Genomic DNA, 25,448 nt, shown 5'->3' with positions numbered 1-25,448 from the left:
AACTGGGCTCACGCCCGGTTATTTATTCCAATCAAAAATAACTTCACTGGGAGCTAAAGATCTATCGCACCAAACCTCCCGGCTTGATAGTCCATCACAGCTTGATGCAGCTGTTCCTGAGTATTCATTACAAAGGGCCCCATGTGCGCAACTGGCTCTCTCAATGGTGTCCCAGAGAAAATCAGGGCGCCACTCTCTACATCGGCGTGCATCTCTATAGCTTGCTGGGGATCCAGCAGTAAAGCTTGTCCGGCTGAATAACCATTGATGCGTCCGGTGTGGATATAAACAAACAGCTTCTCATATTGTGTACGCTCAATCTGAGCTGTGCCTCCGGCACTCAGTCTGATATCCGCCACAGCGGCATCGGATGCCAATGGCCCAACAGGGGACGCAGCGGATTGGTCGGCCAGCACCCAGTTACCAGCCAGTACCTTCAAACTGGCGCCACTGGTATTCTCCAGCACAGGTAAACCTGTCGCCACAGAATCCTGATACCTTGCAGGCCTCAATTTATCCGCGGCAGCCATATTCACCCAGATCTGAAAACCATGCATGCCTTCATTATCAGCTACCGGCATCTCAGAGTGGATAACACCAAAACCTGTGCTCATCCACTGGACATCTCCGCCGCTGATGACTTTACGATTTCCCATCTGATCTTTGTGTTCAAACCCACCTTTGATGATATAGGTAAAAGTCTCAATCCCGCGATGGGGATGAGGCGGAAATCCACCGATAAAATCAGACTCCTCATCCGACTTAAGCTCATCAATCATCAGAAACGGATCGAACATACGACCGCTGAAGTCAGCGACTCTGAAGATGTTTACTCCGTCACCATCCCTTGCTGCATGACTGCGTAGTTCACTGATTACTTTCATCCTAAAACTCCAAAATCTGTAATTGATATCAGTGTAAAAACTCAGGCAAGAGGTTGCTATTGGCATTATCAGTCGCAAGCATTCGGTTAAATCGAATATAAATTGAGCCAATCGCCAAAAACAGTCTATTCAGCTAAAACGTCCATATTGTGACTTGACCCTTGTCAGAGTATTTCCGTAACCTCCGCTTGTTAACAAAACCAAAACAAAAGACTGACTGTTGAAGCTTTATTGGAGTTTTACTCCATGAATGACGCAATCAGACATGATTAGAACAAGGAACCAAACACCTATGCATGAGCACCTCATCCCCCTGATAACCAGTTTAATGCCAGGAGATGCCCGCCTGTATAACCCGGATGTTCATGGAGAATGGGAACACACATTACTGGCGACAGAAGGAGGCACTCATGTTCAGCTGGAACTTGCTTATGTGATAGTTCGTTTTCCGGGCAAGCCCGAAATCTACGCACCTTTTATCGCTCCCGGTGTGTTTCTGCTTCCCCCTGACGGAGAGTATGAGTTTGACATCCAAAAACTGTCTGAAGCAGATGTCATCGACTATGTGGAAAAGAGAAAACGCCGACAAAAATGGCTGCTGACTATTTTTCTATTGTTGGTCCTGACCACAATCCTGGTGCCCATCTGGAGGCAACATCAATGGCAGCAGGATATGGAGCAATTCAACGAAGGCCTTATAAGCCAGCAGTATCAGGAGCAACAAACTGCCCGCTCCTCCAGCAACTTGCTGGAGGAGCTGCAAAGCAAGCTGGATTCAGTGGCAGCATCAGCTGGGGGGTTTGCAATACTGACCAATAGTGACGAAACCTTGAGTGCCACACTCTTGCCCAATCTGACCTCCTTTTACGGTAACCAGCATATTGTTGGGCCCCTGCTGGGTGATCCAGTGGACGAGACCCGGGCTTTTCTCCAGCAAGACTCAGATATAGGCTACAAGCTATTGCTTCAGTGGAATGATTCAGAACAACAATTATTGTTGGGACACTATTATCCACCAGCCCAACCCAGCAACGGTGGCGATGCTTTGCCACCTTCGGAGGCTCCAAGCCTTATAGTGAATGTGTTAAAGCCCGCCACTGATGAGCACATCCAAGAGTTGCTGGACACCATCAACTCGCCATTTATGACGACAAAAGAGGATCTGTTCCAGGTTTACCCGCTACTCGCGCAGGGCTATTACCTTAAGCACTATAATGTTTCCGCAGAGGAGCTAAGAGCAGTTACCGAACATCCAGGCAAAGCGCCAGGAAAATCAATCAATCCGGCAGAAGATATCTACTTCATTTCGGTTTCCGATTTGAACCTGCCTTTATCTGAGCAGCAGCGTCTTAGCCTTGCCTATCTAAACAGTCTCGGGGTGGGTACACCTGATGCAGAGCATTCAGCCAGCTGGCAAACGCTCTCACTCAAAGCGGCTAAATCGGCACTGCCGGACTGGCCGGATAACAGAGCCTGGAAAATTGATTAATTCCCTACAGCCAACAAATAAAAAAGCGCACCCAGGGTGCGCTTTTTACTACGAATATCAGGTTAACTCCTGCCCCGCAGGTTATTCCACATGATTTTCAGGCGGCAGATAATGCCCGGGTGTTCCAGTTGCGGCATAGGCAGTTCTTCATGTTTAACCGGCGGTGCTACTCTGGGGCTCAACTGAGAGATAAATTCCGCAATGCTGCCAGCCAGCTTTTCGCCCTGCTCTTCACCGGGCACTTCACTCCAAACACTGCCATCGTGGTTGTTCACCGTCAGCATCCTTTCGCCTTCATCCAGCAAACCAATAAACCAGGTAGGGGGCTGCTTGAGTTTCTGCTTCATCATAAGGTGACCTATGATGTTCTGCTGCAGGTATTCAAAATCCTCCTGATTCCACACCCCGGTCAGCTCACCTTCGCCAAAAGGGGATGAAAACAGAGTCGGCGCCATCCAGAAGCCACCGAAAAAATCATTAATATCCCCGTGCAGTTGAATATCCAGTGCCTGCTCCACATTGGCAAAATTCCCTTTGCTCTGCCGGGCAACCGGCTGCCACTGTACAGCACTGCCAGAGGTTACGTCACCACTGACCACACAGGGGGAAGATTCTCCCTGGGGAAAATAACGTGGATACTCATCCAGCTTGGATTGATAGGCGGTAACATACAGATTCAGAAAGCTTTCCAATGCAGGCAAACAAGACACTTAAGCAGATCCCAATTTGAGGTATAATTCAGGCTTAATTTTGACATGGAATGATTTTAGATGACACAGCATCACGACCCTTATCAGCATGCCGATGAGCTGAATGGGCTGACTCTGGGTAAAGCCACAGACTATAAGTCAGAGTATGACCCTTCTTTGTTGCAGGGTGTTCCCCGTACCCTGAACCGCGACGCCATCAATCTTACCGACCCCTTACCATTCCACGGCGTAGATATCTGGACCGGCTATGAGTTGTCCTGGCTGAATGCCAAAGGCAAACCTATGGTCGCCATTGCCGAGTTTTTCCTGAATCACGACAGCAAAAACCTGGTCGAATCCAAGTCATTCAAGCTGTATCTGAACAGTTTCAACCAGACTCGGGTTGAATCAGTGGAATCTCTCAAGCAGTTACTTACTGACGATTTGAGCCGTTGTGCTGAAGGTGAAGTCAGAGTTGAAATCATCGAACCCAAACAGTTTTGTCATCAACGTGTGGTCGAACTGCCTGGACACTGTATCGACGATCTGGATATCGAAGTGGAAGACTTTGAGTTTCGTCCGGAACATCTGGAAAACAGCACAGATGACAAGCAAATTGTGGCAGAAACACTGAACTCCAATCTGCTTAAGTCCAACTGCCTGATCACTTCACAGCCTGATTGGGGCAGCGTGATGATCCGTTATCAGGGGGCCAAAATAGACAGGGAAAAACTGCTGCGCTATCTGATCTCTTTCCGTCAGCACAATGAGTTTCATGAGCAGTGTGTCGAGCGGATTTTTACGGACCTCAAGCGCTTTTGCCAATGCAGCAAATTAACGGTTTATGCCAGATATACCCGTCGAGGTGGTCTGGATATCAACCCATTCCGTAGTGATTTTGAACACCCGCCAGAAAGCCAGCGACTGGCCAGACAGTAGCCTGTAGCATCACAAAACAGCCCCGATTCAGTCGGGGCTGTTTTCTTATCAACATTTACCCATGCAATATATACCACTTTATAGATACGCGGCATTGACAAAGATCTCACTTTGTTAACCAAAATAATCTTTCTGGTAACAACTTGTTTTAGATCAACCTTTACTAAAGCAACAAAGCCAACACTCATCCTATCCCCCCAACAGGAGAATTATGATGAGAACCCGGATGACCACACTGGCTATTGCCACACTCCTTGGAAGCTTCCCGGCAGTTGCCGAAGATCTGAAAACCACATTGATTGACGATGCCAAATTGAACCTGCAGTTCCGTGCCCGATTTGAGCAGGTTGATGTCGAAGCGCAGAGCAAGCAGGACCAAACGACGCTGAGAACCCGACTGACCTATCAAAGTGGCGATCTATACAACTTCTTTACCCTGGCAGAAGTGGATGATGTCCGCTCAGGTGACGATGAGCCTATGATTGCCGACTATCAATATACGGAAATCAACCAGGCATATATTGGCTATCGTGCACCGGCCGATTCAGTCCTCAAGTATGGTCGCCAAAGGATCCTGCTGGACAATCAGCGCTTTGTTGGTGGTGTCGGCTTCAGACAAAATGAGCAAACCTATGATGGTTTCAGCGCAGTCAGCACTGGTGTCCAAGATCTGAAAGCTTTCTATGCCTACATCAATAATGTCAACCGTATCTTCAGCGAGGACTCGGGCAAGTCAGATCATAAAAATAAAACCCACCTGTTCAACCTGCATTATGGTGCAGTGGAAGCCGCGCAGCTGACCGGCTACGCCTACCTGATTGATAACCTGGCGGTAGCTCGATTCTCTACAGATACCTATGGTGTGCGACTGACAGGTAAAACAGATATCGATCCGGTTAAATTGAGTTACGCGCTGGAGTACGCCACCCAAAGCAACGGCGGTAACAATACTCTGGATTACAGAGCAGATTACCTCTCGGCGGAAGCCAGGGCTGACTTTAGTGCTGTGGGACTGAAACTGGGATATGAAGTGCTTGGCTCAGATGATGGTAAAGCCGGGTTTATCACACCTTTGGCAACCCTGCATAAGTTCCAGGGTTGGACGGACAAGTTTTTGTTTGGTGGCGCAGGTAACTGGGATAAAGGCATAACAGATACCTATATTGCCGCTAACACCAGCCTGGCAGGCGTCAAGTTGCTCCTTGTGTACCACACTTTTGAGTCCGATGTCGGCAACATAGATATGGGCCAGGAGTGGGGGATCAGTGCAGGCTACAAGTTTGCCAACTATTACAATGCCAGCATTAAATATGCGGCTTTCAGTGGCGCGGATGCCGGCTATGGATTCAGCGCCGATACCGACAAGCTATGGCTGACACTGGAAGCAAAGTTCTGATGTTGACTTCATCATGATTTACAAACAAAAACAGCGCCTTGCGGCGCTGTTTCGTTTTGAAATTTGTAAAGAACCAAACGCTCTTCGCCTCCTTTGTCTGTGGGTAAATGTTACATACCCCTGAGATACGTCCCAGACCGGCCGGTTCAACCCGGGCAATGTGCTGTCAGAGTCATGTCGACAGCTGTATGTCTGCTTATGACCTCTCCGGCGCAACTGAACTGATAGCCATCCGGCCTGTGCTCAGGTTGATAACCTGGCCTAAAATGTTCTGTTGCCGCTATGGGTACAGGCTAAAAAAATTTGTGAGTAACGTCTGTGTGTTCCCCTCCGCGATGCGGGTGTCTTTCCCGCTCAATGGGACTTAACTGAACACAGATAAAAACAGTATGCTGTTTGCCATTAAATTCCGTACTCAGGTTCAGTATTTGTCCCGCTGTCACAAAAAGTCAATACAAGCTTAAATCTTGCCAACTCGTCAAAAATTGTGGGCTTTGACCGCTATTTTTTTCGGCCGCAGCCCTCTGCTCATCAGGCTTTTTCACTAACCATTTGTTGCTGAACGTGTTCCGGCACAGGCTCATACCTGGCAAATGCCATGGTGTACTCCCCTTCACCGCCGGTAATTGATTTTAGTCGGGTAGCAAAATCGTCCACCGTCGCCAAAGGAGCCTCCACACTGACCACTACTCTGCCGTCATTATCAGACTCAGTGCCACACACAAAGCCCCGACGACTACTGATATCACCGGTAATGTCCCCCACCTGAGCCGAGTCCACTTTAATCTGCATTTGAACGATAGGTTCAAGAATCACAGGTTTGGCCTCAGATACCGCATCCATAAAGGCTTTCTTTCCCGCCATAACAAAGGCAATTTCTTTGGAGTCAACACTGTGGTGTTTTCCGTCAAGCACAGTGACCTTGATATCCTCAACCGGATAGCTACCCAATTCACCGGCCTTCATTGCCTCTTTTACCCCTTTTTCCACCGCAGGGATAAACTGACCGGGGATCGCCCCACCGACCACCCTGGACTCGAACTTAAAACCTTCGCCCCGCGGCAGAGGTTCAACCCTCAGCTCGACCTCGCCAAACTGACCTGCGCCGCCAGATTGCTTCTTGTGACGGTATCTGGCCTGTCCCTGAGTCAGAATGGTTTCACGGTAAGCGACTGCAGGTTTTTCAGTGTGCATATCCACCTTGAATACCTGCAGCGCCTTTTCCAGTGCAATCTGAAGATGCATATCGCCCAGCCCCTGCAGCACTGTCTGGCCTTCCGCTTCATTGCGGGCAATGCTGAGACTGGGGTCTTCTGCCACCAGCTTATTCAGGACTTCGGCAATCTTCTGCTCATCACCGCGGCGCTTGGATGACACAGCCAGACCAAAAATAGGCTGAGGCAGCACCAGAGGTGGCAGATGGTACTCATCTTCATCGTGGCTTTCGTGCAGCACTGAGCCCACTTCCAGCTCATCAATCTTGGCCAGAGCACAGATATCACCGGGCACAGCCTGTCCCATTTCTACCTGTTTATCTCCCTGCAATGAAAGCAAATGGGTCACCTTAAATGGTTTGCGCTCGACCCCGGCAAACAGCTTCATACCATTGGTGATCTTGCCCTGATACACACGCATTATCGCCATACGGCCAAAATAGGGGTCGATATTGACGCGAAACACGTGGGCCAGCACATGGTCAGTGGACTTGGTACTGAGATCCACGGGTTTGACTTTGTCCCCTGTGCCATTCACAAACTGAGGTGGGTTGCCCTCTCGAGGGTTGGGCATAAGTTGAATGAGCAACTCCAGCAGCTCAGGGATACCCGTATCCTGCTCGGCACTGGTAAAGCACACAGGTACCAGATGCCCCATTCTCAAAGCGATTTCCAATGGCTCGTGCAGCTGCTCCGGGCTCAGGTTTTCTCCCTGCTCCAGATACAGCTCCATCAGCTTGTCATCCTCTTCCAGCACGGTTTCTACCAGCTGTTCATGGGCAGTGGTGACATCAGAGAACCGGGTCGCAGACTCAAAGGCAGGGTGCAGGTAACAATCGACAACACAATCATCGCCAGGCAGGTTCACCGGTAAGCATCTGGGACCAAACTGCTGCTGGATATCTGCAAGCAGAGCCTCAAGTCTGTCTTCGTTTCCATCTATGTGATTAACCACCAGCATCACAGCTTTGCCCTGGGCTCTGGCTGCCGCAAAGGCTCTGGCAGTAACACTTTCAATGCCGGTGGCGGCGTTTATCACCAGCAGTACTGATTCAACTGCAGGCAAGGGTTGCAGTGCACGACCAAAAAAGTCTGGAAGTCCGGGGGTGTCTATCAGGTTGATGTGGTGACCGTCATGGTCGATATTCAGAAAGGAAGGTTCAAGTGAATGTTGGTGGGCTTTTTCCTGGGCGGTAAAGTCGGCATGATTGGTGCCTTTATCGACCCTGCCCTTTTGGGCAATGGTCCTGGCGCCAAAAAGCAGCGCTTCTAGCAAGCTGGACTTGCCCGCCCCCGTGTGTCCCAACACGGCGAAATTACGGATCTGTCCGGTTCGATACTCAGCCATATCGTGGCCTCCTTGTGTCTCATATTCCGTCAGTCATATTTGAATATACAGACTGCCGGGAGCACAAAAGTTGACCGGGCGCATAGTTTGACATCAGTGGCAAAAGTGGGCCTACCAGAAACGACATACCACGGGCAGTTCATCCAGAGATGCACTGCAGGTCAGGGCGACCCGGTATTCATCTGTCAGGCGGACAAATCGACTGCTGAAATTATGAGTATGACTGCCGGACAGGGCGACAAATTCCCATGCTACTCCTCCAGAGCCCGGTTGCAAACGGGGATCGGCGCTTGTATCGACCGCAATTTTTGCACCACCATCCAGCGTACTGATCTCATAGGAAAAACTATCCAGCGCACGAGCCAGTCCCTGCCCTGTTGCCTTGATAAATGACTCTTTCAATGCCCATAAATCAAAAAATCGTTGCTCTCTTAGTGCCGTTGGCATTGCCATCAGTGAGGCTGATTCATCAGGTGCAAAGAAACGGTTCAACACAGAATCGACCGAGACTCCCCGGCGAAACCTTTCTATATCGACACCAATTTCCCTCTGGTCAGCGGCACCTTTAACCACACCAATGCCTTCAATCACGGCAATACACAGCCAATCGCCACTGTGACTGACATTGAATCCCAACCCGAACTGCCGTGTTTGCTGCTCACACAGAGCCGGTTTTCCCTGCTCACCGGTAACAAAACGCCACTGGTGCGGGGCCAGGTCACTGTGACGACTGAGCACATGGCGCAACATAGCTCTGGACACCAAATTGGCGCGCCCCGCTTTGGCATGGGTAAAGCCTGCCTGCCTTTGTCTCTCATCCTGACTCAGACAGTCGAGCATCTGTGCCTCGGAAATACCTTCAACAGGGTCAGTCAGAGAGATAAACCACACGTGCAACTGACAAGAATTCATCTTTAATCCATTAGCTAAATCTGTTTGGTATTGTCTCACAAACTCCCGGGGCTCAACGAAAAAAACCGGAGCCTGCGTTTAAATTGCTGCAAGTGTGATACCAGGCTGTTAATTTTCCAGTCCCACATGATTGTATCGAGTCACAATGTCGGCTAATCTTTGCCCTGATTTTATAAAAAACAGGCGGCACGAAGGATTTCTGCCCACTTCGGGACGAGTCATATTGACTATAGTCCCGGCTGATACTTCAACAACAGGGAAGCATAATGGCAATGCCACCGGAGCGTCCGCAAGGTGCTCCAGTTAAAGGGAAAAGTACAACCCGTAGTCAAACTACGCCGGAAATGCGGCGATTCATCCAGAACTCAGATCTGAGTGTGCGGGAACTGTCGAAGATCCTCAATATCAGTGAAACCACTGTACGCAAATGGCGTCGCCGCAGCGACGTCAAAGACAGAGATCACACCCCCCACCACCTTAATACGACCCTGACCCCGGCGCAGGAATATGTAGTGGTGGGATTGAGGTATCAGCTGAAGCTGACACTGGACAGGCTGCTTGAGGTCACCCGTACTTTTATCAATCCAGCCGTCTCCCGCTCGGGTCTGGCGCGCTGCCTTAAGCGTCACGGTGTATCCCGCATAGGTGAGATTGAACCCAGCGAATCCCTGCCCCCCAAACACTTTACCAAGCTTCCCGTATACCGCTCAGATACCATGGAAAGTTACACCCTCAATGCCAGTACGCTGGCGCAAACTTTGGACGAAGCCGAAGTTGTGCAGATTGAGGCAATGCATATCCCATTGGTCGATGAGCAGGACAACCAGGCCCCCAGTTCAGTCATGATAGGGCTGGAGCCTGCTTTTGATTGGATCTATGTCGATATTTACACCGACAGCGATACTCTGGCAGCCAATCGCTACATAGCTTATGTGCTGCAAAACGGGCCATTTAAACTCAAACGCCTGCTCGCCCGTAATTACCGCAAATTCCAGCAACGCTTTCCCGATGCAGATATCCAGCGTGCACTCAATGGCAACAGCACCAAACCCCAATTACCATCCAGGACCGCCAAAGGCGATCACAACACGGAGACTCAAGCATGAGCCATCCTGACACCCAGTCTGACACCCACTCCTCAACGGACGCCCGCCTCGGACGCCGCCTCAAGGATACGCCTGTGGCGATTGTGGGCATGTCCAGTTTGTTCGCCAATGCCAAATATCTGGATGAGTTCTGGGATCTGATTGTCGATAAGATCGATGCCATCACTCAGGTACCTGATTCACATTGGGATCCTAAAGATTATTTTGATGCTGACCCCAATACCCCGGACAGAGTCTACTGTCAGCGTGGTGGCTTTTTGCCTGAGATGGAGTTCAACCCGCTGGACTTCGGTCTGCCGCCCAATATTCTGGAACAAACAGATACTGCCCAGCTGCTGTCCCTGCTGGTTGCCCGGGATCTGTTGATTGATGCTGGTATCGAAGATGAAGCCAATTACGACAGAAACCGGGTTGGTATCACCCTGGGCATAGGTGGTGGCCAGAAGATCAGTCAGGCCATGAATGCCCGCCTCCAGTACCCGGTATTGAAGAAAATCTTTAAAAGCAGCGGCATCAGTGATGATGACTGCGAAATGCTTATCCGCAAGTTTCAGGACCAATATATCCCCTGGCAGGAGAATGCCTTTCCAGGCTCTCTGGGTAATGTGATCGCCGGACGAATTGCCAACCGCTTCAATCTTGGTGGCATGAATTGTGTGGTGGATGCCGCCTGTGCAGGCTCTCTGGCGGCAATGCGCATGGCGCTTGGAGAGTTGCTGGAAGGCCGCAGTGACATGATGCTCACCGGCGGAGTCTGTACCGATAACTCCCCCTACATGTATATGAGTTTCTCAAAGACACCTGCCTTTACCAAAGATGACAACATCAAGCCTTTTGATGCCGACTCCAAAGGCATGATGATAGGTGAAGGCATCGGCATGCTGGCCCTCAAGCGACTTGAGGATGCCGAGCGGGATGGCGACCGTATTTATGCTGTCATTAAAGGGATTGGCGCCTCCTCTGATGGTCGTTTCAAGAGTATTTATGCCCCAAGACCTGAAGGTCAGGCCAAAGCGCTGGCACGGGCTTATGATGATGCCGGTTTTGCGCCACACACAGTAGGTTTGATAGAGGCCCATGGCACAGGCACTGCAGCAGGTGATATTGCCGAATTCAATGGCCTGAACTCAGTATTCAGTCAGGATGAGTCCGGCAATCCAAGGGATGAAAAACAGCATATCGCACTGGGCTCTGTTAAATCCCAGGTAGGCCATACCAAATCAACTGCAGGAACTGCCGGGGTTATCAAGGCCGCTTTGGCACTGCATCACAAGGTGTTGCCCCCCACCATTAACGTCAGCAAGCCAAACCCGAAAATGGCTTTGGAAGACTCAGCTTTCTACCTGTCGACCCAGACCAGCCCCTGGCTGATCGGGCAAGATAATGCTCCCCGTCGTGCAGGTATCTCATCATTCGGCTTTGGCGGTACCAACTTCCATATTGTGCTTGAAGAGTATCAGGGCGAGCACTCCAGCCCTTACCGTCTGCGCCGGTCAACCAGACCTCTGCTGTTCTCAGCCCCTTCGGTTGAGGCACTGAGCCAAACCCTGAGCAGAGCCATTGAGGCACTGGGTAACAACTCCAGCGAAGCCTTTGACAGCCTTTGTCAGGAGTTTGCTCTGGCCCCCTGCAGCGATGAACACCCAAGACTGGGAATGGCTGTCAGCACCCCGCAAGAATTGAGTTCCCTGTTATCCCAGGCGCTGGATATGCTGACAAAATCCGGTTCAAGCCCCTGGCAAACACCCAACGGGGTGAGCTATCGCCCCTGTGCTCAACAAGGCAAACTGGCCGCCCTGTTCACCGGTCAGGGCAACCAGTATCTGCAAATGGGGCGGGAGCTTGCCTGCCTGTATCCAGAGCAACGCAACTGGCTGGAAAAGTTCAACACTGTATTTAAAGGCGCTGCGCTTAAGCCTCTGTCCCGGGTGATGTATCCGTTCGAAGCCTTTGACGATGAGACAAAAGCCCGCCAACAGGCCGAGCTGACAGATACCCGCTACGCCCAGAGTGCCATCGGCGCCCTCAGCGCAGCCCAGTATGAACTGATGCGTAACGCCGGACTCAAGGCCGATATGCTGGCCGGTCACAGTTATGGCGAACTGACAGCCTTGTGGGCCTCCGGTGCTATCTCAGATGAGGCTTTCTGCCAACTGTCGCTGGCAAGAGGACAGGCGATGGCTTTGGCATCTGCTCAAGAGCCCAAAGGCAGTATGGCCGCGGTAGTGCTGGGCAAACAGCAAGACAGAGCGCAACTCGATGCTCTGCTGGAGGCCAATCCGGGTGTTGCTATTGCCAATTTGAACTCTCCATCTCAGCTGGTCATAGCCGGTGAGGAAGCAGCGCTGGCGAAGGTGATTACCGGCCTCAAGGCTGAGGGAATTAAAGCGGTGGCCCTCAACGTAGCAGGCGCTTTCCATACCCCTATGATGGCGCAGGCTTCCATTGAATATAACCAGACGATCAGTGAGCAAAGCGTCAGCCAGCCTGACATTCAGGTTTGGAGTAATCAGACAGGCCAACCCTATGGTGACGATATTGTAGGTCAGCTGTCTGAGCATATGCTGAGTCAGGTGGACTATGTCAGCCAAATCAAAGGCATGATTGAATCCGGCGCCCGCACCTTTGTAGAGTTTGGCCCCAAGAATACCCAAAGTAAATTGGTCAGTGCCATTACTCAGGAGTACTTCCCCGAGCTTAAAGAGCAGGTGATTACCCTGAGCGTCAACCCGACACAGGTGAAAAGCTCATCGGGTGCGCAGGACAGCAGTGACAAACAACTGAAGCTGGCGGCCGTGCAACTGGCTGTGGCAGGTCAGTCAATGACAGACCCTGACACCTGGGCAATTCAACACAAGCGCCATTTGGTCAAACCTTCACCCATGAATATTCGCCTCAACGGCGCTCACTACGTCAGCCCGGCAACCCGGGAAAAGGCCAGCCTGTCCTTGCAGCAAGGCCAAATATCCCCGGAAATCAGAACTCAAACTATCGAAAAGGTCGTGGAAAAAATCGTGGAAAAACCTCAGTCATCACATCTGGGTTACGGCGCAGAACATTCCGCCCCGACCCAATCTGCTTCAGCAAGCTCCGTTGTTGCCTCCAGCGGCCATCTGCAAGCTCCTTCCGGCTCACCATTGGAGTCACTGTTTGGCGCTCAGTCTGAGGCGGCTAAGGTGCATCAGGCCTTTCTGGATATTCCCAAACAGTACAATGAGACCTTCAATGAGCTGATGCAGGCTCAGTTGCAGCTGGCCAAACAGGGGCTGCCTGTACCTGAAAGCCTGCAACGTTCCATCGAACTGTTTCATCAGCATCAGGCTGACACGCTCAGGGTGCATCAGGCCTATCTGGCACAAATGTCCGGGGCAACTCAATCGTCGCCATTGGCCTCTCAGGTATTGCCCCAGGCACAACCACAAACTCAGCCAGCAGTCAGTGCGCCATCAATTGCTTCAACAAGCGGGATTCCAACAGCCCGAGTTTCAACACCTGTGGCTCCGGCCCAGACGCAATCTCCTGCGCAATCTCCTGCTCAAGCCCAGGTTGAAACACAGATTCAGACGTCACACCCAGTTTCGGTATCGGTTGCATTAGCGGATTCAGCTTCGATTTCACCATCAACAGCAGCTGAACCCCAACAGGATGTTACCGGTACCTTGCTTGCGGTAGTGGCAGATAAAACCGGCTACCCGATAGAGATGCTGGAGCTGTCTATGGATATGGAAGCTGACCTGGGTATCGACTCCATTAAACGGGTGGAGATCCTGGGAGCTATCCAGGAAGCCCTGCCACAGCTGCCCGCCCTGAGCCCGGATGTGTTGGCAGAGTGCCGCACTTTGGAACAGGTTCAACAGGAAATCCTCAGTGCCCTGTCCACGCAAACGGCTGCAGGATCCAACGCGGGTACCTCACAGGCACAAACCGCTGAAGTGGATGTTCAGAGCGTGCTGATGGGTGTGGTAGCCGACAAGACAGGTTATCCGACAGAGATGTTGGAGCTGTCCATGGATATGGAAGCCGATCTGGGCATTGATTCCATCAAACGGGTGGAGATCCTCGGTGCAGTGCAGGAGGCCCTGCCACAACTGCCAGCCCTTAGCCCGGATGTACTGGCAGAATGTCGCACGCTGGAACAGGTTCAGACTGAAATTATCAGCACGCTTCCTGCACAGACCGCCCAGCCGAACTTAGCCAACAAAAGCATCGCCAACAAAAGTGCAGCCAACACAAACGCGGCGGCAGTCGCAGGACTGGATGTTCAGCCTGTGCTCATGGGTGTCGTCGCTGACAAGACAGGATACCCTGCAGAAATGCTTGAGCTCTCTATGGATATGGAAGCCGATCTGGGTATTGACTCCATCAAGCGGGTAGAAATTTTAGGCGCTGTGCAGGAAGCATTGCCCAACCTGCCGGCGCTGAGCCCGGAGGCCATGGCTGAGTGCCGAACCCTGGCAGAAATTTGCATTCTGCTGAGCCAAAGTGCCCCTGAGGCGCCCACTCAAGGTACCGCTCAATCCATCATGCCTGAGTCACTGTCTGCAATAGCGGATGCCCAGGTATCCCACTCTGACAGTGTCGATAATTCGAGCCACAGCGATCAGGATGTGATTGCCGTTCTGCTTAACGTAGTGGCAGATAAAACCGGCTATCCGGCTGAAATGCTGGAGCTGTCCATGGATATGGAAGCTGACCTGGGTATCGACTCAATTAAGCGGGTAGAGATATTGGGGGCGGTGCAGGAAGCCTTGCCTAACCTGCCATCCCTTAGCCCTGAAGCCATGGCGGAATGCCGGACTCTGGCTGAAATTACCGTGCAACTGGCATCAGCCTCACCAGCTACTCCACAGGCACCTTCAGCTCAGATGGCTGATTCTGCTGCAGATAATACGGAAGCCACTGACGAGTCCGCTCTGCCTCCCTATTCAGGTGTCGCACTGCATCAGGCCCCTGATGCATTGAGCACAATCGAATTGCCAAAGGGTGGAAAAGTACTCCTGCTGGATGATGGTCACCACGCCGGCGTTATCGCAGAGAAGCTCAAAGGGCTGGACCTGAGCCCAGTGGTGCTGTCCATGGGGACGCCCGGAGTGCTTGCCTCGGACATCAGTCAATTCACGGTCTCTGCAGAGGCTGTTGGCGAGGAAAACCTGGAAACTGAACTGGCCGCTGTTGTCTCTGAATTGGGTGACGGGCTGTGTGGTCTGGTCATACTGACAGACCCCACTCAATCCAGCGAGCAACAACTGGTATCGCTCAGGGCTGCAACCTTACTGGCCAAACTGGCGTCGCCACACCTAAAGGCATCAACCCCATCCCTGTTTGCCACTGTGACCCGACAGGATGGTGGCTTTGGCTACCTCAAAGGCACAGAGCAACTGCTCAGTGGCGGTCTGCATGGCCTTTGTAAAACCCTGCGCCATGAGTGGCCTCAGGTGCACTGTAAAGCCCTGGATGTCGATGCCGATCTCGATGGGCACACCTATGCATCGGCCCTGATAGCAGAGCTGACCCAGACCACTGACAATACCGAAACCGGCGTTAGTGAGCAGGATGGCAATCTGATTCGCCTGACACCGGTCGCCGCAAGTGCCGATTTGCAGGATGCCATAACCCTTGATGATGGCGATACCATCCTGGTCAGTGGCGGTGCCAAAGGTGTCACCCTTGATTGTACCCTGGAGCTGGCCCGTTGCAGTGGCAGCCACTTTGTGCTGCTGGGAAGAAGCGCCCTGCCTGAGTCACTGCCACTGTGGGCGGAGAATAAAGCCCCTGGCGAATTGAAAGCTGCGCTGCTTGCTCATATGAAAGAGTCGGGTAAAAAGCTGACACCGAAAGAGTTGGACGCCGAGCTGGCACCGATTGCCAGCGCAGTGGAAATCCACCAGGCGCTTGAACAGTTTACCCTTGCCGGTGCCAGTGCAGAGTATCTGGCGGTGGATATCACAGATGCCAAACAGCTGGATGAAAAGCTGTCACCTCTGGCCGCTATCCGTCCTTTCAATGGTCTGATCCATGGAGCAGGAGTACTGGCCGATAAGCTGATCGAAGAGAAAACCCTGTCCCAGTTCAACCGGGTGTTTGATACCAAGGTTATCGGTCTGCAAAATCTGTTGGCGCTGCTGACCCCGTCAGCACTCAAGTTTGTCAGCCTGTTCTCATCGGCAGCCGGTTTCTATGGCAACTCAGGCCAGAGCGACTACTCCATGGCCAACGAAGTATTGAACCGTTATGCCATCAGCCTTAAAACCCAATCACCAGAGTGCAAGATCACCAGCTTTAACTGGGGACCCTGGGATGGCGGCATGGTAACGGCCGGACTCAAGGCTATGTTTGAAAGCCGCGGCGTGTACGTTATTCCAAGAAATGCCGGTGCGAAACTGTTTGCTCAGCAAGTGCTGGAGCCAGGCTTACTGCACTGCCTGGTGGGCACGGATATGCAAGGCGCTGGGATTGATGAAAACTGGATTGATGAAAACCAGACCGAGAAAAGCACCGACACTGCGCCTACTGGAGACATTCAGGTAAAAAAGCCTGAAGGGGTGCAGGCAGACTGGCAACTCACGTTACAGAACAATGAGTTTTTAAAGGATCACAGCATTCTTGGAAACCCTGTGATGCCAACCGCCTGTGCCCTCAGCTTGATGCTCGACAACCTGATGAGTGACAACCAGCAAGAGCAAAACGGTGACTGGACAGCTTTGGGTCATTACCAGCTGCTCAAAGGCCTGGTGTTTGATGATAAAGACACTGCGAAGCTGTCACTGGAAGGCCTGAGTTCAGACTCGGGTGACAAGCTGCTGCTCAGTGTTGATGGTCGTCCCTGCTACCGGGCTGCACCTGTTATTGCCGGTGCTATAAGCACACCAGCCATACCCAAAAGGTTGCTGCAGGAGTATAAAAGCCACGGTGTTTCCGGGCGTGACAGCTATCAACAGGGGCCCTTGTTCCATGGGCCCGGACTGCAATTGCTGACCAGCCTCGCCATTAAAGAATCACAGTTACTGGCCAATGTCAGCCTGCCAGCAAATGCCAGAGACTTTGGTGACTTTTCCGGCCGTAAAAACCGGATTTGCGCACTGGACGCCATACTTCAGGGAGCACTGGTACTGGCCCACAACCTCAGTGGCCAGGACAGCCTGCCGGTGGGGTTTGCCCAACTTGCGGTTAACAAACAGCTGGATAGTTTCAATGAAGGACGCCTGTGGCTGCACAATGCCACTTTGATGGGTAACTCCTTCCAGTGTGATGCCAGCCTGTTTGCCGATACCGGAGAGACTCTGGCCGTGGTCAAAGGGGTCAAACTGACCCTCAGCACTACCCGTCTGAATGCCAGTGGTCAAAGTCAGGCTGTGGAAAGCAAAAGAACAGCTCAGCAGGAATCGGCTGCGGTGGAGAATGCCAATTAATGACGCCAGCGGCTGCCAACAGTGTCATTCCCATCGCTGTCCTTATACCGGAAGCTCTTAAGCAGGTTCCCACAGTTGAGCTCTTATTGAGTGCGGAGAGCCTTATTTCCGCACTCGTCCAGGCACAACAATATTTGCAGGAGAAAGCTGACGCCACCATCGCTCTGACACAGGGCGAGCGGCGTCTGTTACTGCTTGATGCCAGGCAGGCGATGAGAGGCCGTATCCATCCTCATGCCAGACTCTATCCTCACCACTGGAAAGAGGGGAAAGAGGGAGAAAAGGATTCAAGCGACAAGCTCAGTCGTCAGTCAGATGAGTCCCAGGCATTCCAATGGTTGTGGCAGGTTTGTCATTCTCTGGCCGCCAGAGATCTGCCTCCTGAGAATATCTCCAGTCAAGACAACTCACCCAGATTCAGCGGTGATTACTGGTTTTGTGAGCCAGAAAAAAGACGTGAACTGACCCTCACTATCGGCTCTGGCAAGAGTCAAAAATTCTCCCTGTTACTGGCTCAGGGCAGCGCTCTGCTGCCCCCAAAAACCCTGACCCAATATTGGTTGGAGTTCAGTGCTGACAGCGCTGCTAAGCTTGCTGAAAAACTCAAGCTTGCCGAAGAACTGGAGCTCGCTGACAAACTTAAGCACGAGTCACTGGCCCCGGTATCAGATTTACCTGAAGGTTCAGGCCGGAAACAGGAGCTCACTCCAAACTCTGCCCCAACACAGAACAGGACGGACAAATATCGGCTGGTGCTTGTGGCTGACAATGACAGCAGGCTGGAATCTGAACGTCAGGCCTTGCTGTCCCATATTGAGTCAAGATCCACCGCATGGATGCAAACGCCCCATGGCAGCTGCTACTGCCCGCCCCATCACAGCGTGAAGCCCGGAGAACTCGCCTTTATCTATCCCGGGGTCGGCACAGTCTGGCCCGGCATGTTTAAGGGACTGCATCTCTATTTTCCCTCCCTGTTTGAAGACAGCAAACATCTGCCACTGGCAAACATGCTGCAGTCTGAACAACTGCAAAGGGCTACTCAGGCTGGCTGCAGCAAGCCTGGAATGACTGATTTGTCGCTGGCTCAGCAGGCGGTGGCTGGTGTGGGACAATCCTGGTTACTGACCCAAATACTGACCCGGGAGTTTAATCTCAAGCCGGATATGGCGCTGGGCTATTCCATGGGCGAGATAAGTATGTGGGCTGCACTGGGTGTTTGGCGAAATCCAGAAACCTTGATTGCCCCGACACTGAACTCTCCCATCTATAACCGGGAATTATCAGGCTCCCTGAGCGCAGTAAAAGATCTTTGGCAGTGGCAGCGCCAAAACGCTCAAGTAGAAGGCCTTGAAGAGCAAATACAGCAGAGCCCGGACTGGGGCTGCTTTATGCTCAGAGCCGAGAGCGAACAGGTACAACAACAAATTGATACCCTGTTTGGCAACCACTGCAGGCTCTATATCCCTGTTCGCCACTTTGATTCCTGCATCCTGGCTGGAGACAAGGCGCAGGCTCTGAGTGTAATCACCGCACTGGGCTGTACCGCCATTCCGTCGCCGCTGATCACCGCCATGCATACACCGGCAACCTGGCACCTTCACGACCAGTTGCAGGCGTTCTATCACAAAGAGATAGCGTCCCAGAGCAAGCTGTATAATTGTGTGTTTTTCAGCGCATCCCAGCCACAGCCCCTGCTGACCTCAATGCCGGACTTAAGCCGCCATATCGCCACCAGCATTGCCGATACTTTGTGTGCCCCGCTGAACTTCCCCGCACTGATTTCGCGGGCAGTCAAACAGGGAGCCAGAGTATTGCTTGAAGTAGGGGCAGACCGACAGCTCTCCAGCCTGCTGGGTAAACAACAGTTGAGTTGGCATCCGGTCACCAACCTGGCCTGCAACAGCAAAGGCGCTGCGCCCCACACCGGTCTGCTTAAAGCTATCGCCGCACTGCGGGCGCTGGGATTGGAGTTGGATAAGCCTCTGGCTTATGCCCCTACAAATCAGCACACAAATGACCAAAAGAATATCGAACCAGTAGAAACAAGCGACTGGCTGCCCAACACAAACTCAAGCGCGGCCAATACTTCAGAGCCACTGGTTACACAATCAGGCCAAGAGCCACAGGAAATACAGCATGTCATCAGCCGCTAACTCTTCTCCCCCCCCCAGAGGCCAGTTTGCCATCGTCGGTCAGGCCTGCCGCTTTCCCGGAGCAGATAACCCGGACGCGCTGTGGCAACAACTGCTTGAAGGGGTTGATTGTCGCAGCGAGCTTACAAATTCACATCTGGGGGCTGACGTTACCGCATACACAGGCAATAAAGGTGAAGCGGATCGATTTTACTGTACCAGGGGCGGCTATATCCGGGATTTTAAGTTTGACCCCACGGGGTTTGAACTTGCCCAGGCTCAGTTGCAATCCCTTGATGAAAGCCAGCAATGGTTGCTGACCGTTGCCCGGGATGCCCTAATTGATGCCGGGATAGCCAACAACCAGAGAGCGAAAACCGGCGTCGTAGTGGGTGCCCTCTCTTTCCCGGATAAACAAACCAACAGTTACTGCTTGCCTTTGTATCACCACACGGTGAAATCAGCCCTGGCCTGTGCATTGGAAAAGCAGGATACAGAGTCCAGCATCCCCTTCAGTGCCTCTGGCAATACCAGACTATCCAATGCCTCTGATGCTGCCGCCAATATAGCCAGGGCGCTTGGCCTGGGGCCAAGTTACTTCAGTCTGGATGCCGCCTGCGCCAGCTCCCTGTATGCCATTAAGCTGGCCTGTGACTATCTTGCACAGGGTAAAACCGATGTGATGCTGGCCGCAGCTGTCAGCGGTGCCGACCCTCTGTTCATTCATATGGGCTTCTCGATTTTCCAGGCCTTCCCGGAAAATGGCATATCTGCTCCCTTCTCGCCAGAATCTCAGGGCTTGTTTGCCGGAGAGGGAGCCGCCGTATTGGTCATCAAGCGGTTGGAGGATGCCCAGGCTCAAGGCGACAGGATACTGGGTGTCATTCAGGGGGCAGGACTGTCCAATGACGGTCGTGGACAGTTTGTACTGAGTCCAAATCCCAAGGGGCAGATAGCCGCATTTGAACGCGCCTGGCTTCAGGCCAACGAACATGGCTTCACACCCGGACAGGTTGATGTGATTGAGTGTCATGCCACAGGTACCCCTCTGGGTGACAAAGTGGAACTGGGCTCTCTGGACAGTTTCTTTGGTGACAAGCTTCCTGAAACCCCTTCACCACAACGTCCACTGATTGGCTCAGCCAAGGGCAATGTGGGGCACCTGCTGACGGCAGCCGGTATGGTCAGCATGGTCAAGACCTTGAAAGGCATGCAGCAGGGAACAGTTCCCGCCAGCCCGGGATTGCCCCAAAGCTCTGAGTCTGGCTCTGGGTCAGAAGCAGCTCAAACCGGGACAGCAGCCGGATTTACAACTGAATTTGCCTCAGGATTTGCAGAGCGAGTCGCCAGAACCCAGCAAGCCTGGCCGAAAAGAGCCGATGACAACACAGCAGTTAACGGGCGCAAAGTCGCAGGAATATCTGCCTTTGGCTTCGGTGGCTGCAATGCTCATCTGGTACTGACTGATGGCCCAGCACAATCAGCAGATATTGAAATTGCCCCTTCGCGCCAGGCGACCAGCTCGACAACACTGGCCATCACAGGTGTGTCTGCCCATATCGGTGCCAGTGACTCACTGGAGGCTCTTAACCAAACGCTGAGTCAGGGTGCGGTAGCATTAAAAGAGTTACCGCCAAAACGCTGGAAAGGCCTTGAGCAACTCCTGCCAAATCACAAAGCCCCGAAAGGGGGGTATATCGAGAGCTTCCAGCTGAACATGATGCAGTTCAAGTTGCCTGCGACCGAGGAGGATAGGCTTATCCCCCAGCAACTGTTACTGCTCAAGCAAGCCGATATCGCCATACGTGATGCAGGCCTGAAAGCTGGCAGTAAAACAGCGGTACTGGTTGCCATGGAAACCGAGCCTGAACTGCATCAATTCCGTGGCCGGGTAGAGTTACATACCCTTCTGCCCGGGTATCTGGAGCAACTGGGTATCCAGCTGACTCAGGCTGAATACCAGCAACTGGAACCTCTGGTGATGGATGCCGTATTGGATAAAGCCCAACTGAATCAGTACACCAGCTTTATCGGCAATATTATGGCATCCAGAGTTGCCGCCCTGTGGGACTTCTCAGGGCCAGCTTTTACCCTGTCAGCCGGTGAGCAAGGGTTTGCCCGGGGTGTGGAGGTCGCAAGGCAACTGATTGATGCCGGAGATGCTGACGCTGTGGTGCTGTGCAGCGTCGATCTGGCTGGTGGCGCTGAAGCCTGTCTGCTGGGAGCCAATATGGACCTGCCTCCGGCTGATGCCGCGGCCGCTATGGTACTTTGCTCCTCCGGGCAGCTTGCATTGGACAGCAAGCAATATGGCCAGCTGAGCACACCGGTATTTAGCCTTGATGTTGCGTCAAACTCAGACTCACCTTCTGCTTTGGCTGATACCCTGCTCACCCATCTGGGCGGACAGTATCCGAATGCCACTATATGCCGCCATGTTCTGGCTGGCAGTGGCGCCCTGCTGGCCGACGTGCCAACACTCAAAACCGCCGAAATTCTGGGCCACAGTGGCGCAGCAGCTGGCATGATTGCGGCGGTTTCAGCCCTGTTGTCGGACCCTTCTTACAATCTTGAGCCAAACTCTCACTCAAACAAGCAATCTGCTCCTGAAACAGCAGCCTGCATGCTGACCTCAAGGCAGGATGAGCTCAGCAGTGCACTGCTGCTTAGTCAGTCCAGCTCAGATAAAGCGGCGCTCAAACGGCGTCTGGATAAAGGTGTCCAACCCCATGAAGGCCCCTCTTTGGTTAAAACCTTTACCCTGGGAGGGGAAAGCATTGCAGATCAGGTTCAGCAGGCTGCGCTGCAGGTTCTCGGTCACTACCTTACTAAGCCCAATACCATGAATTCGGCAAACACCGCACATACTCCAGAGCATACTTCAAAGAACATGCAAGCTTCAGAAACGACTCAAGATTCAGACACTGTGCAAATTTCAGAGACGGTGCAAACTTCAGAGACTGTGTTCACTCCCGAGACTCACTCAGTTGATGGAGCTGAAACGCCTGAGCACTCTGCCAATCACCCTGTTTATGACAATGCCCAGGCCAGTAACCGGGATCTGATGAGTGAGGTACATATTGAGTTTCTTAAAGGCCGTCACCATGGCCTGAGTCAGGCAGACACACTCCTGAAGCAGCAGATCGCCGCGATTCTTGGGCAAAGCCACAGCATAGCGGCAGCAACACAAACGACTCAGGCTTCTATTGCACCGTCAGCGCACACTCCATCACAAGCAGCTCAGTCACAGGTTGACCCGACTTTGGGTGCTGGGATAACGCAAAATCAAACGCTTGGTTCCCAGCCCGCCACTGCGGCAGCAAAAACCTGTATCTGGGATTATGATGATCTGCTGGAGTACGCCGAAGGCTCAATCGCCAAAGTATTTGGGCCTGAGTATGCCGAAATAGACAGCTTCCGCCGTAGAGTACGCTTGCCCTCCAGAGACTATTTGTTGGTGTCCAGAGTCACCAAACTAGATGCTCAGCTTGGACAATACCAACCCAGTACCATGACCACAGAATATGACATCCCTGTGGATGCGCCCTATCTGGTGGATGGTCAGATCCCCTGGGCCGTTGCCGTGGAGTCTGGCCAGTGCGACCTGATGTTGATCAGTTACCTGGGCATTGACTTCGAGAACCGGGGTGACAGGGTATATCGCTTGCTCGACTGTACCCTCACATTCCTCGGTGATCTGCCAAGAGGTGGCGATACCCTGAGATACGATATTTCCATCAATCACTATGCCCGCAACGGCGATACCTTGCTGTTTTTCTTCTCCTACCGCTGCTATGTGGGCGACACCCTGATTTTGAAGATGGATAACGGTTGTGCCGGCTTCTTTACCGATAAAGAGTTGGAAGATGGCAAAGGCGTGATCCGAACCGAAGCTGAAGAGACTGCTCGCAGAAATGCCATCAAAGGCAGCTTCACGCCGCTGTTGGAATGTCCCACTACCCAGTTCAACCGTGAACAACTTGAGCCACTGCTGACGGCAGATTTGGTCGCATGCTTTGGGGACTCCCATAGGCCAGCACAGGCTGCGCTGAAACAGGACTCACTGCGTTTCGCTTCCCACAAGTTTATGATGATCGAGCAGATAAGCTCACTGGACGCCAAAGGCGGTGCCTGGGGACTGGGAGAGGTGGTTGGTCACAAATTCCTTGAGCCAGACCACTGGTACTTCCCCTGCCACTTCAAAGGTGATGAGGTGATGGCCGGCTCGCTGATGGCAGAGGGATGTGGCCAGCTGTTGCAGTTTTACATGCTGTGGCTGGGGATGCACAGCCAGATGCAGGATGCACGCTTCCAACCTCTGATTGACGCACCACAGAAGGTGAGATGTCGGGGGCAGGTACTGCCCCAATCCGCAACCCTCACCTATCGTATGGAAGTCACTGAGCTGACCATGCACCCGACACCGAGAGCCAGAGCCAATATCGATATTTTGCTGGATGGTAAAGTCGTGGTGGACTTCCAGAATCTCGGCGTGATGCTCAAGGAGAATGCTGACTGCCACCAATATTCAGACGACTCAATTCAGTCAAATGTCGCGCAGAGTTATCCGGAAACAGCGCCTTTGATGCAGAAAGTCCCGGACCAGGAGGCGTCGACCAACAAAGGGGTCATCCCTTTTAAGCATCTTCCCGCTCCTGTTATGACGCGTTTCGCCAACCGGACTCCGGATACTTTGCCGTTCACTCCCTGGCACCTGTTTGAGTTTGCCACCGGAGATATTGAAAACTGCTTCGGCCCAGAGTTCTCCGTGTATCGTGGAATGGTGCCTCCCCGCACCCCTTGCGGCGACCTGCAACTGACCACCAGCGTGACTCATATTGATGGCGTCAGGGGAGAGTTCAAATCCATCTCAAGTTGTCGTGCCGAATACGAGGTTCCGCAGGATGCCTGGTATTTCAAGGCCAACAGTCACGCCTCCCAGATGCCCTATTCAGTGCTGATGGAAATTGCCCTGCAGCCCAATGGATTCCTGTCAGGGTATCTGGGTACCACACTCAGCTATCAGGATGAGCCGCTGTTCTTCCGCAATCTTGACGGTAAAGGCGAACTGCTCAGAGATCTGGACCTGAGGGGCCAAACCATCATCAATAATACTGTGCTCAACAGCACCATATTCTCCGGGGCCAATATCATTCAGAAGTTCAGTTTTATTCTGAGTACCAAGACAGATTCAGGTGCGATTCCCTTCTACAGGGGCGAAGCGGTATTTGGCTACTTTAACGACCATGCGCTGACTCATCAGGCTGGGTTGGACAGGGGCGAAACCCTGGAGCCCTGGCACATAACCCGGGATCAAAAGGTTGATATTGAGTTGGATTTGAACGCTATCAATGCCTTCGTCCCAGCTCCCAACAAGCCCCACTGGCATCTTGCCGGGGGCCAGCTCAACTTTGTTGATACCATCGCCATTATCAAGGATGGCGGTCAACAGGGGCTGGGTTATGCCTATGGTGAGCGTACAGTCGATGCCAGCGATTGGTTCTTCCCCTGTCACTTCCATCAGGACCCTGTAATGCCGGGCTCTTTAGGTGTAGAAGCCATGCTGGAACTACTGCAGGCCTTTGCGCTGGAAACCGGACTGGGAGATGATTTTAAAAACCCAAGATTCAGCTGGCCACAATCTGAGGTATTGTGGAAATACCGGGGCCAGATAACCCCACATAACAAACAGATGTCTCTGGAGCTTCATATCACGGCGATCGAGCAGGACGAAGCAGGATTACGCCTTACCGCCAATGCCAGCCTATCCAAAGATAAGCTGAGAATTTACGAAATCAGCAACCTGGCAATCAAAATAACCGAGGCTGATTAAGCCAACGATTAGAACCAGGCAATAAGAAGAGTATTGAACGCACAAGCAATGGAAGCAAAATAATGACCAACAACCCTGCTCCATCACACCAAGATGT

11 protein-coding genes are annotated in these 25,448 nt (G+C 52.5%); 7 read left to right on the top strand and 4 right to left on the bottom strand.

The window, feature by feature from the left end; translation table 11 throughout:
- Nucleotides 1–53: 53 nt before the first annotated feature.
- Entirely contained in the window at nt 54–884 is an 831-nt protein-coding gene (locus ACFOE0_RS21265; protein ID WP_248934542.1) for a pirin family protein, read from the bottom strand.
- Nucleotides 885–1,176: 292 nt separating this feature from the next.
- Between ACFOE0_RS21265 and ACFOE0_RS21260 the strand changes: the two genes are divergently transcribed.
- Nucleotides 1,177–2,373 (top strand): hypothetical protein, encoded by a 1,197-nt coding sequence (locus ACFOE0_RS21260; RefSeq protein WP_248934541.1) that lies wholly within the window; start codon nt 1,177–1,179, stop codon nt 2,371–2,373.
- A 62-nt stretch (nt 2,374–2,435) separates the two neighbouring features.
- On the opposite strand, the gene syd is transcribed toward ACFOE0_RS21260, so the two are convergent.
- Nucleotides 2,436–3,083 (bottom strand): SecY-interacting protein, encoded by a 648-nt coding sequence (syd, locus tag ACFOE0_RS21255; RefSeq protein WP_248934540.1) that lies wholly within the window; start codon nt 3,081–3,083, stop codon nt 2,436–2,438.
- 60 nt (nt 3,084–3,143) lie between these two features.
- On the opposite strand from syd, the gene queF reads away from it, so the two are divergent.
- Nucleotides 3,144–4,001 carry an NADPH-dependent 7-cyano-7-deazaguanine reductase QueF gene (gene queF, locus ACFOE0_RS21250; RefSeq protein ID WP_248934539.1) on the top strand — a complete coding sequence of 286 codons (858 nt, stop codon included), beginning with the start codon at nt 3,144–3,146 and terminating at the stop codon, nt 3,999–4,001.
- A 211-nt stretch (nt 4,002–4,212) separates the two neighbouring features.
- The gene (locus ACFOE0_RS21245) at nt 4,213–5,397 is read left to right on the top strand and encodes an alginate export family protein (protein ID WP_248934538.1); all 1,185 of its coding nucleotides are present in this window, start codon (nt 4,213–4,215) and stop codon (nt 5,395–5,397) included.
- A 531-nt stretch (nt 5,398–5,928) separates the two neighbouring features.
- Here the strand turns inward: ACFOE0_RS21245 and fusA are convergent.
- Nucleotides 5,929–7,959 (bottom strand): elongation factor G, encoded by a 2,031-nt coding sequence (gene fusA, locus ACFOE0_RS21240; RefSeq protein ID WP_248934537.1) that lies wholly within the window; start codon nt 7,957–7,959, stop codon nt 5,929–5,931.
- Nucleotides 7,960–8,070: 111 nt separating this feature from the next.
- Complete coding sequence (locus ACFOE0_RS21235; RefSeq protein WP_248934536.1) at nt 8,071–8,871, bottom strand: 4'-phosphopantetheinyl transferase family protein; 801 nt, start codon at nt 8,869–8,871, stop codon at nt 8,071–8,073.
- Between the two features lie 272 nt (nt 8,872–9,143).
- Here ACFOE0_RS21235 and ACFOE0_RS21230 point away from each other — a divergent pair, with 272 nt between their 5' ends.
- The 4 genes from ACFOE0_RS21230 to ACFOE0_RS21215 are packed head-to-tail and all read left to right on the top strand — an operon-like array spanning nt 9,144 to nt 25,351.
- The gene (locus ACFOE0_RS21230) at nt 9,144–9,977 is read left to right on the top strand and encodes a transcriptional regulator (protein WP_248934771.1); all 834 of its coding nucleotides are present in this window, start codon (nt 9,144–9,146) and stop codon (nt 9,975–9,977) included.
- Nucleotides 9,974–17,386: a type I polyketide synthase gene (locus tag ACFOE0_RS21225; RefSeq protein ID WP_248934535.1), complete on the top strand. Its 7,413-nt coding sequence runs from the start codon at nt 9,974–9,976 to the stop codon at nt 17,384–17,386. The genes ACFOE0_RS21230 and ACFOE0_RS21225 overlap by 4 nt, the downstream gene beginning before the upstream one ends.
- Complete coding sequence (locus tag ACFOE0_RS21220; RefSeq protein WP_248934534.1) at nt 17,386–19,539, top strand: PfaB family protein; 2,154 nt, start codon at nt 17,386–17,388, stop codon at nt 19,537–19,539. Before ACFOE0_RS21225 ends, ACFOE0_RS21220 begins: the two co-directional genes overlap by 1 nt.
- Complete coding sequence (locus ACFOE0_RS21215; protein ID WP_248934533.1) at nt 19,523–25,351, top strand: hotdog fold thioesterase; 5,829 nt, start codon at nt 19,523–19,525, stop codon at nt 25,349–25,351. Before ACFOE0_RS21220 ends, ACFOE0_RS21215 begins: the two co-directional genes overlap by 17 nt.
- Nucleotides 25,352–25,448: the final 97 nt, after the last annotated feature.

The sequence above is a fragment of the Shewanella submarina genome, assembly GCF_042646185.1.
Lineage (GTDB): Bacteria > Pseudomonadota > Gammaproteobacteria > Enterobacterales > Shewanellaceae > Shewanella > Shewanella corallii.
The sequence above is the reverse complement of the archived record's forward strand: the minus strand, read 5'-3'. Positions and strand labels throughout refer to the sequence as shown.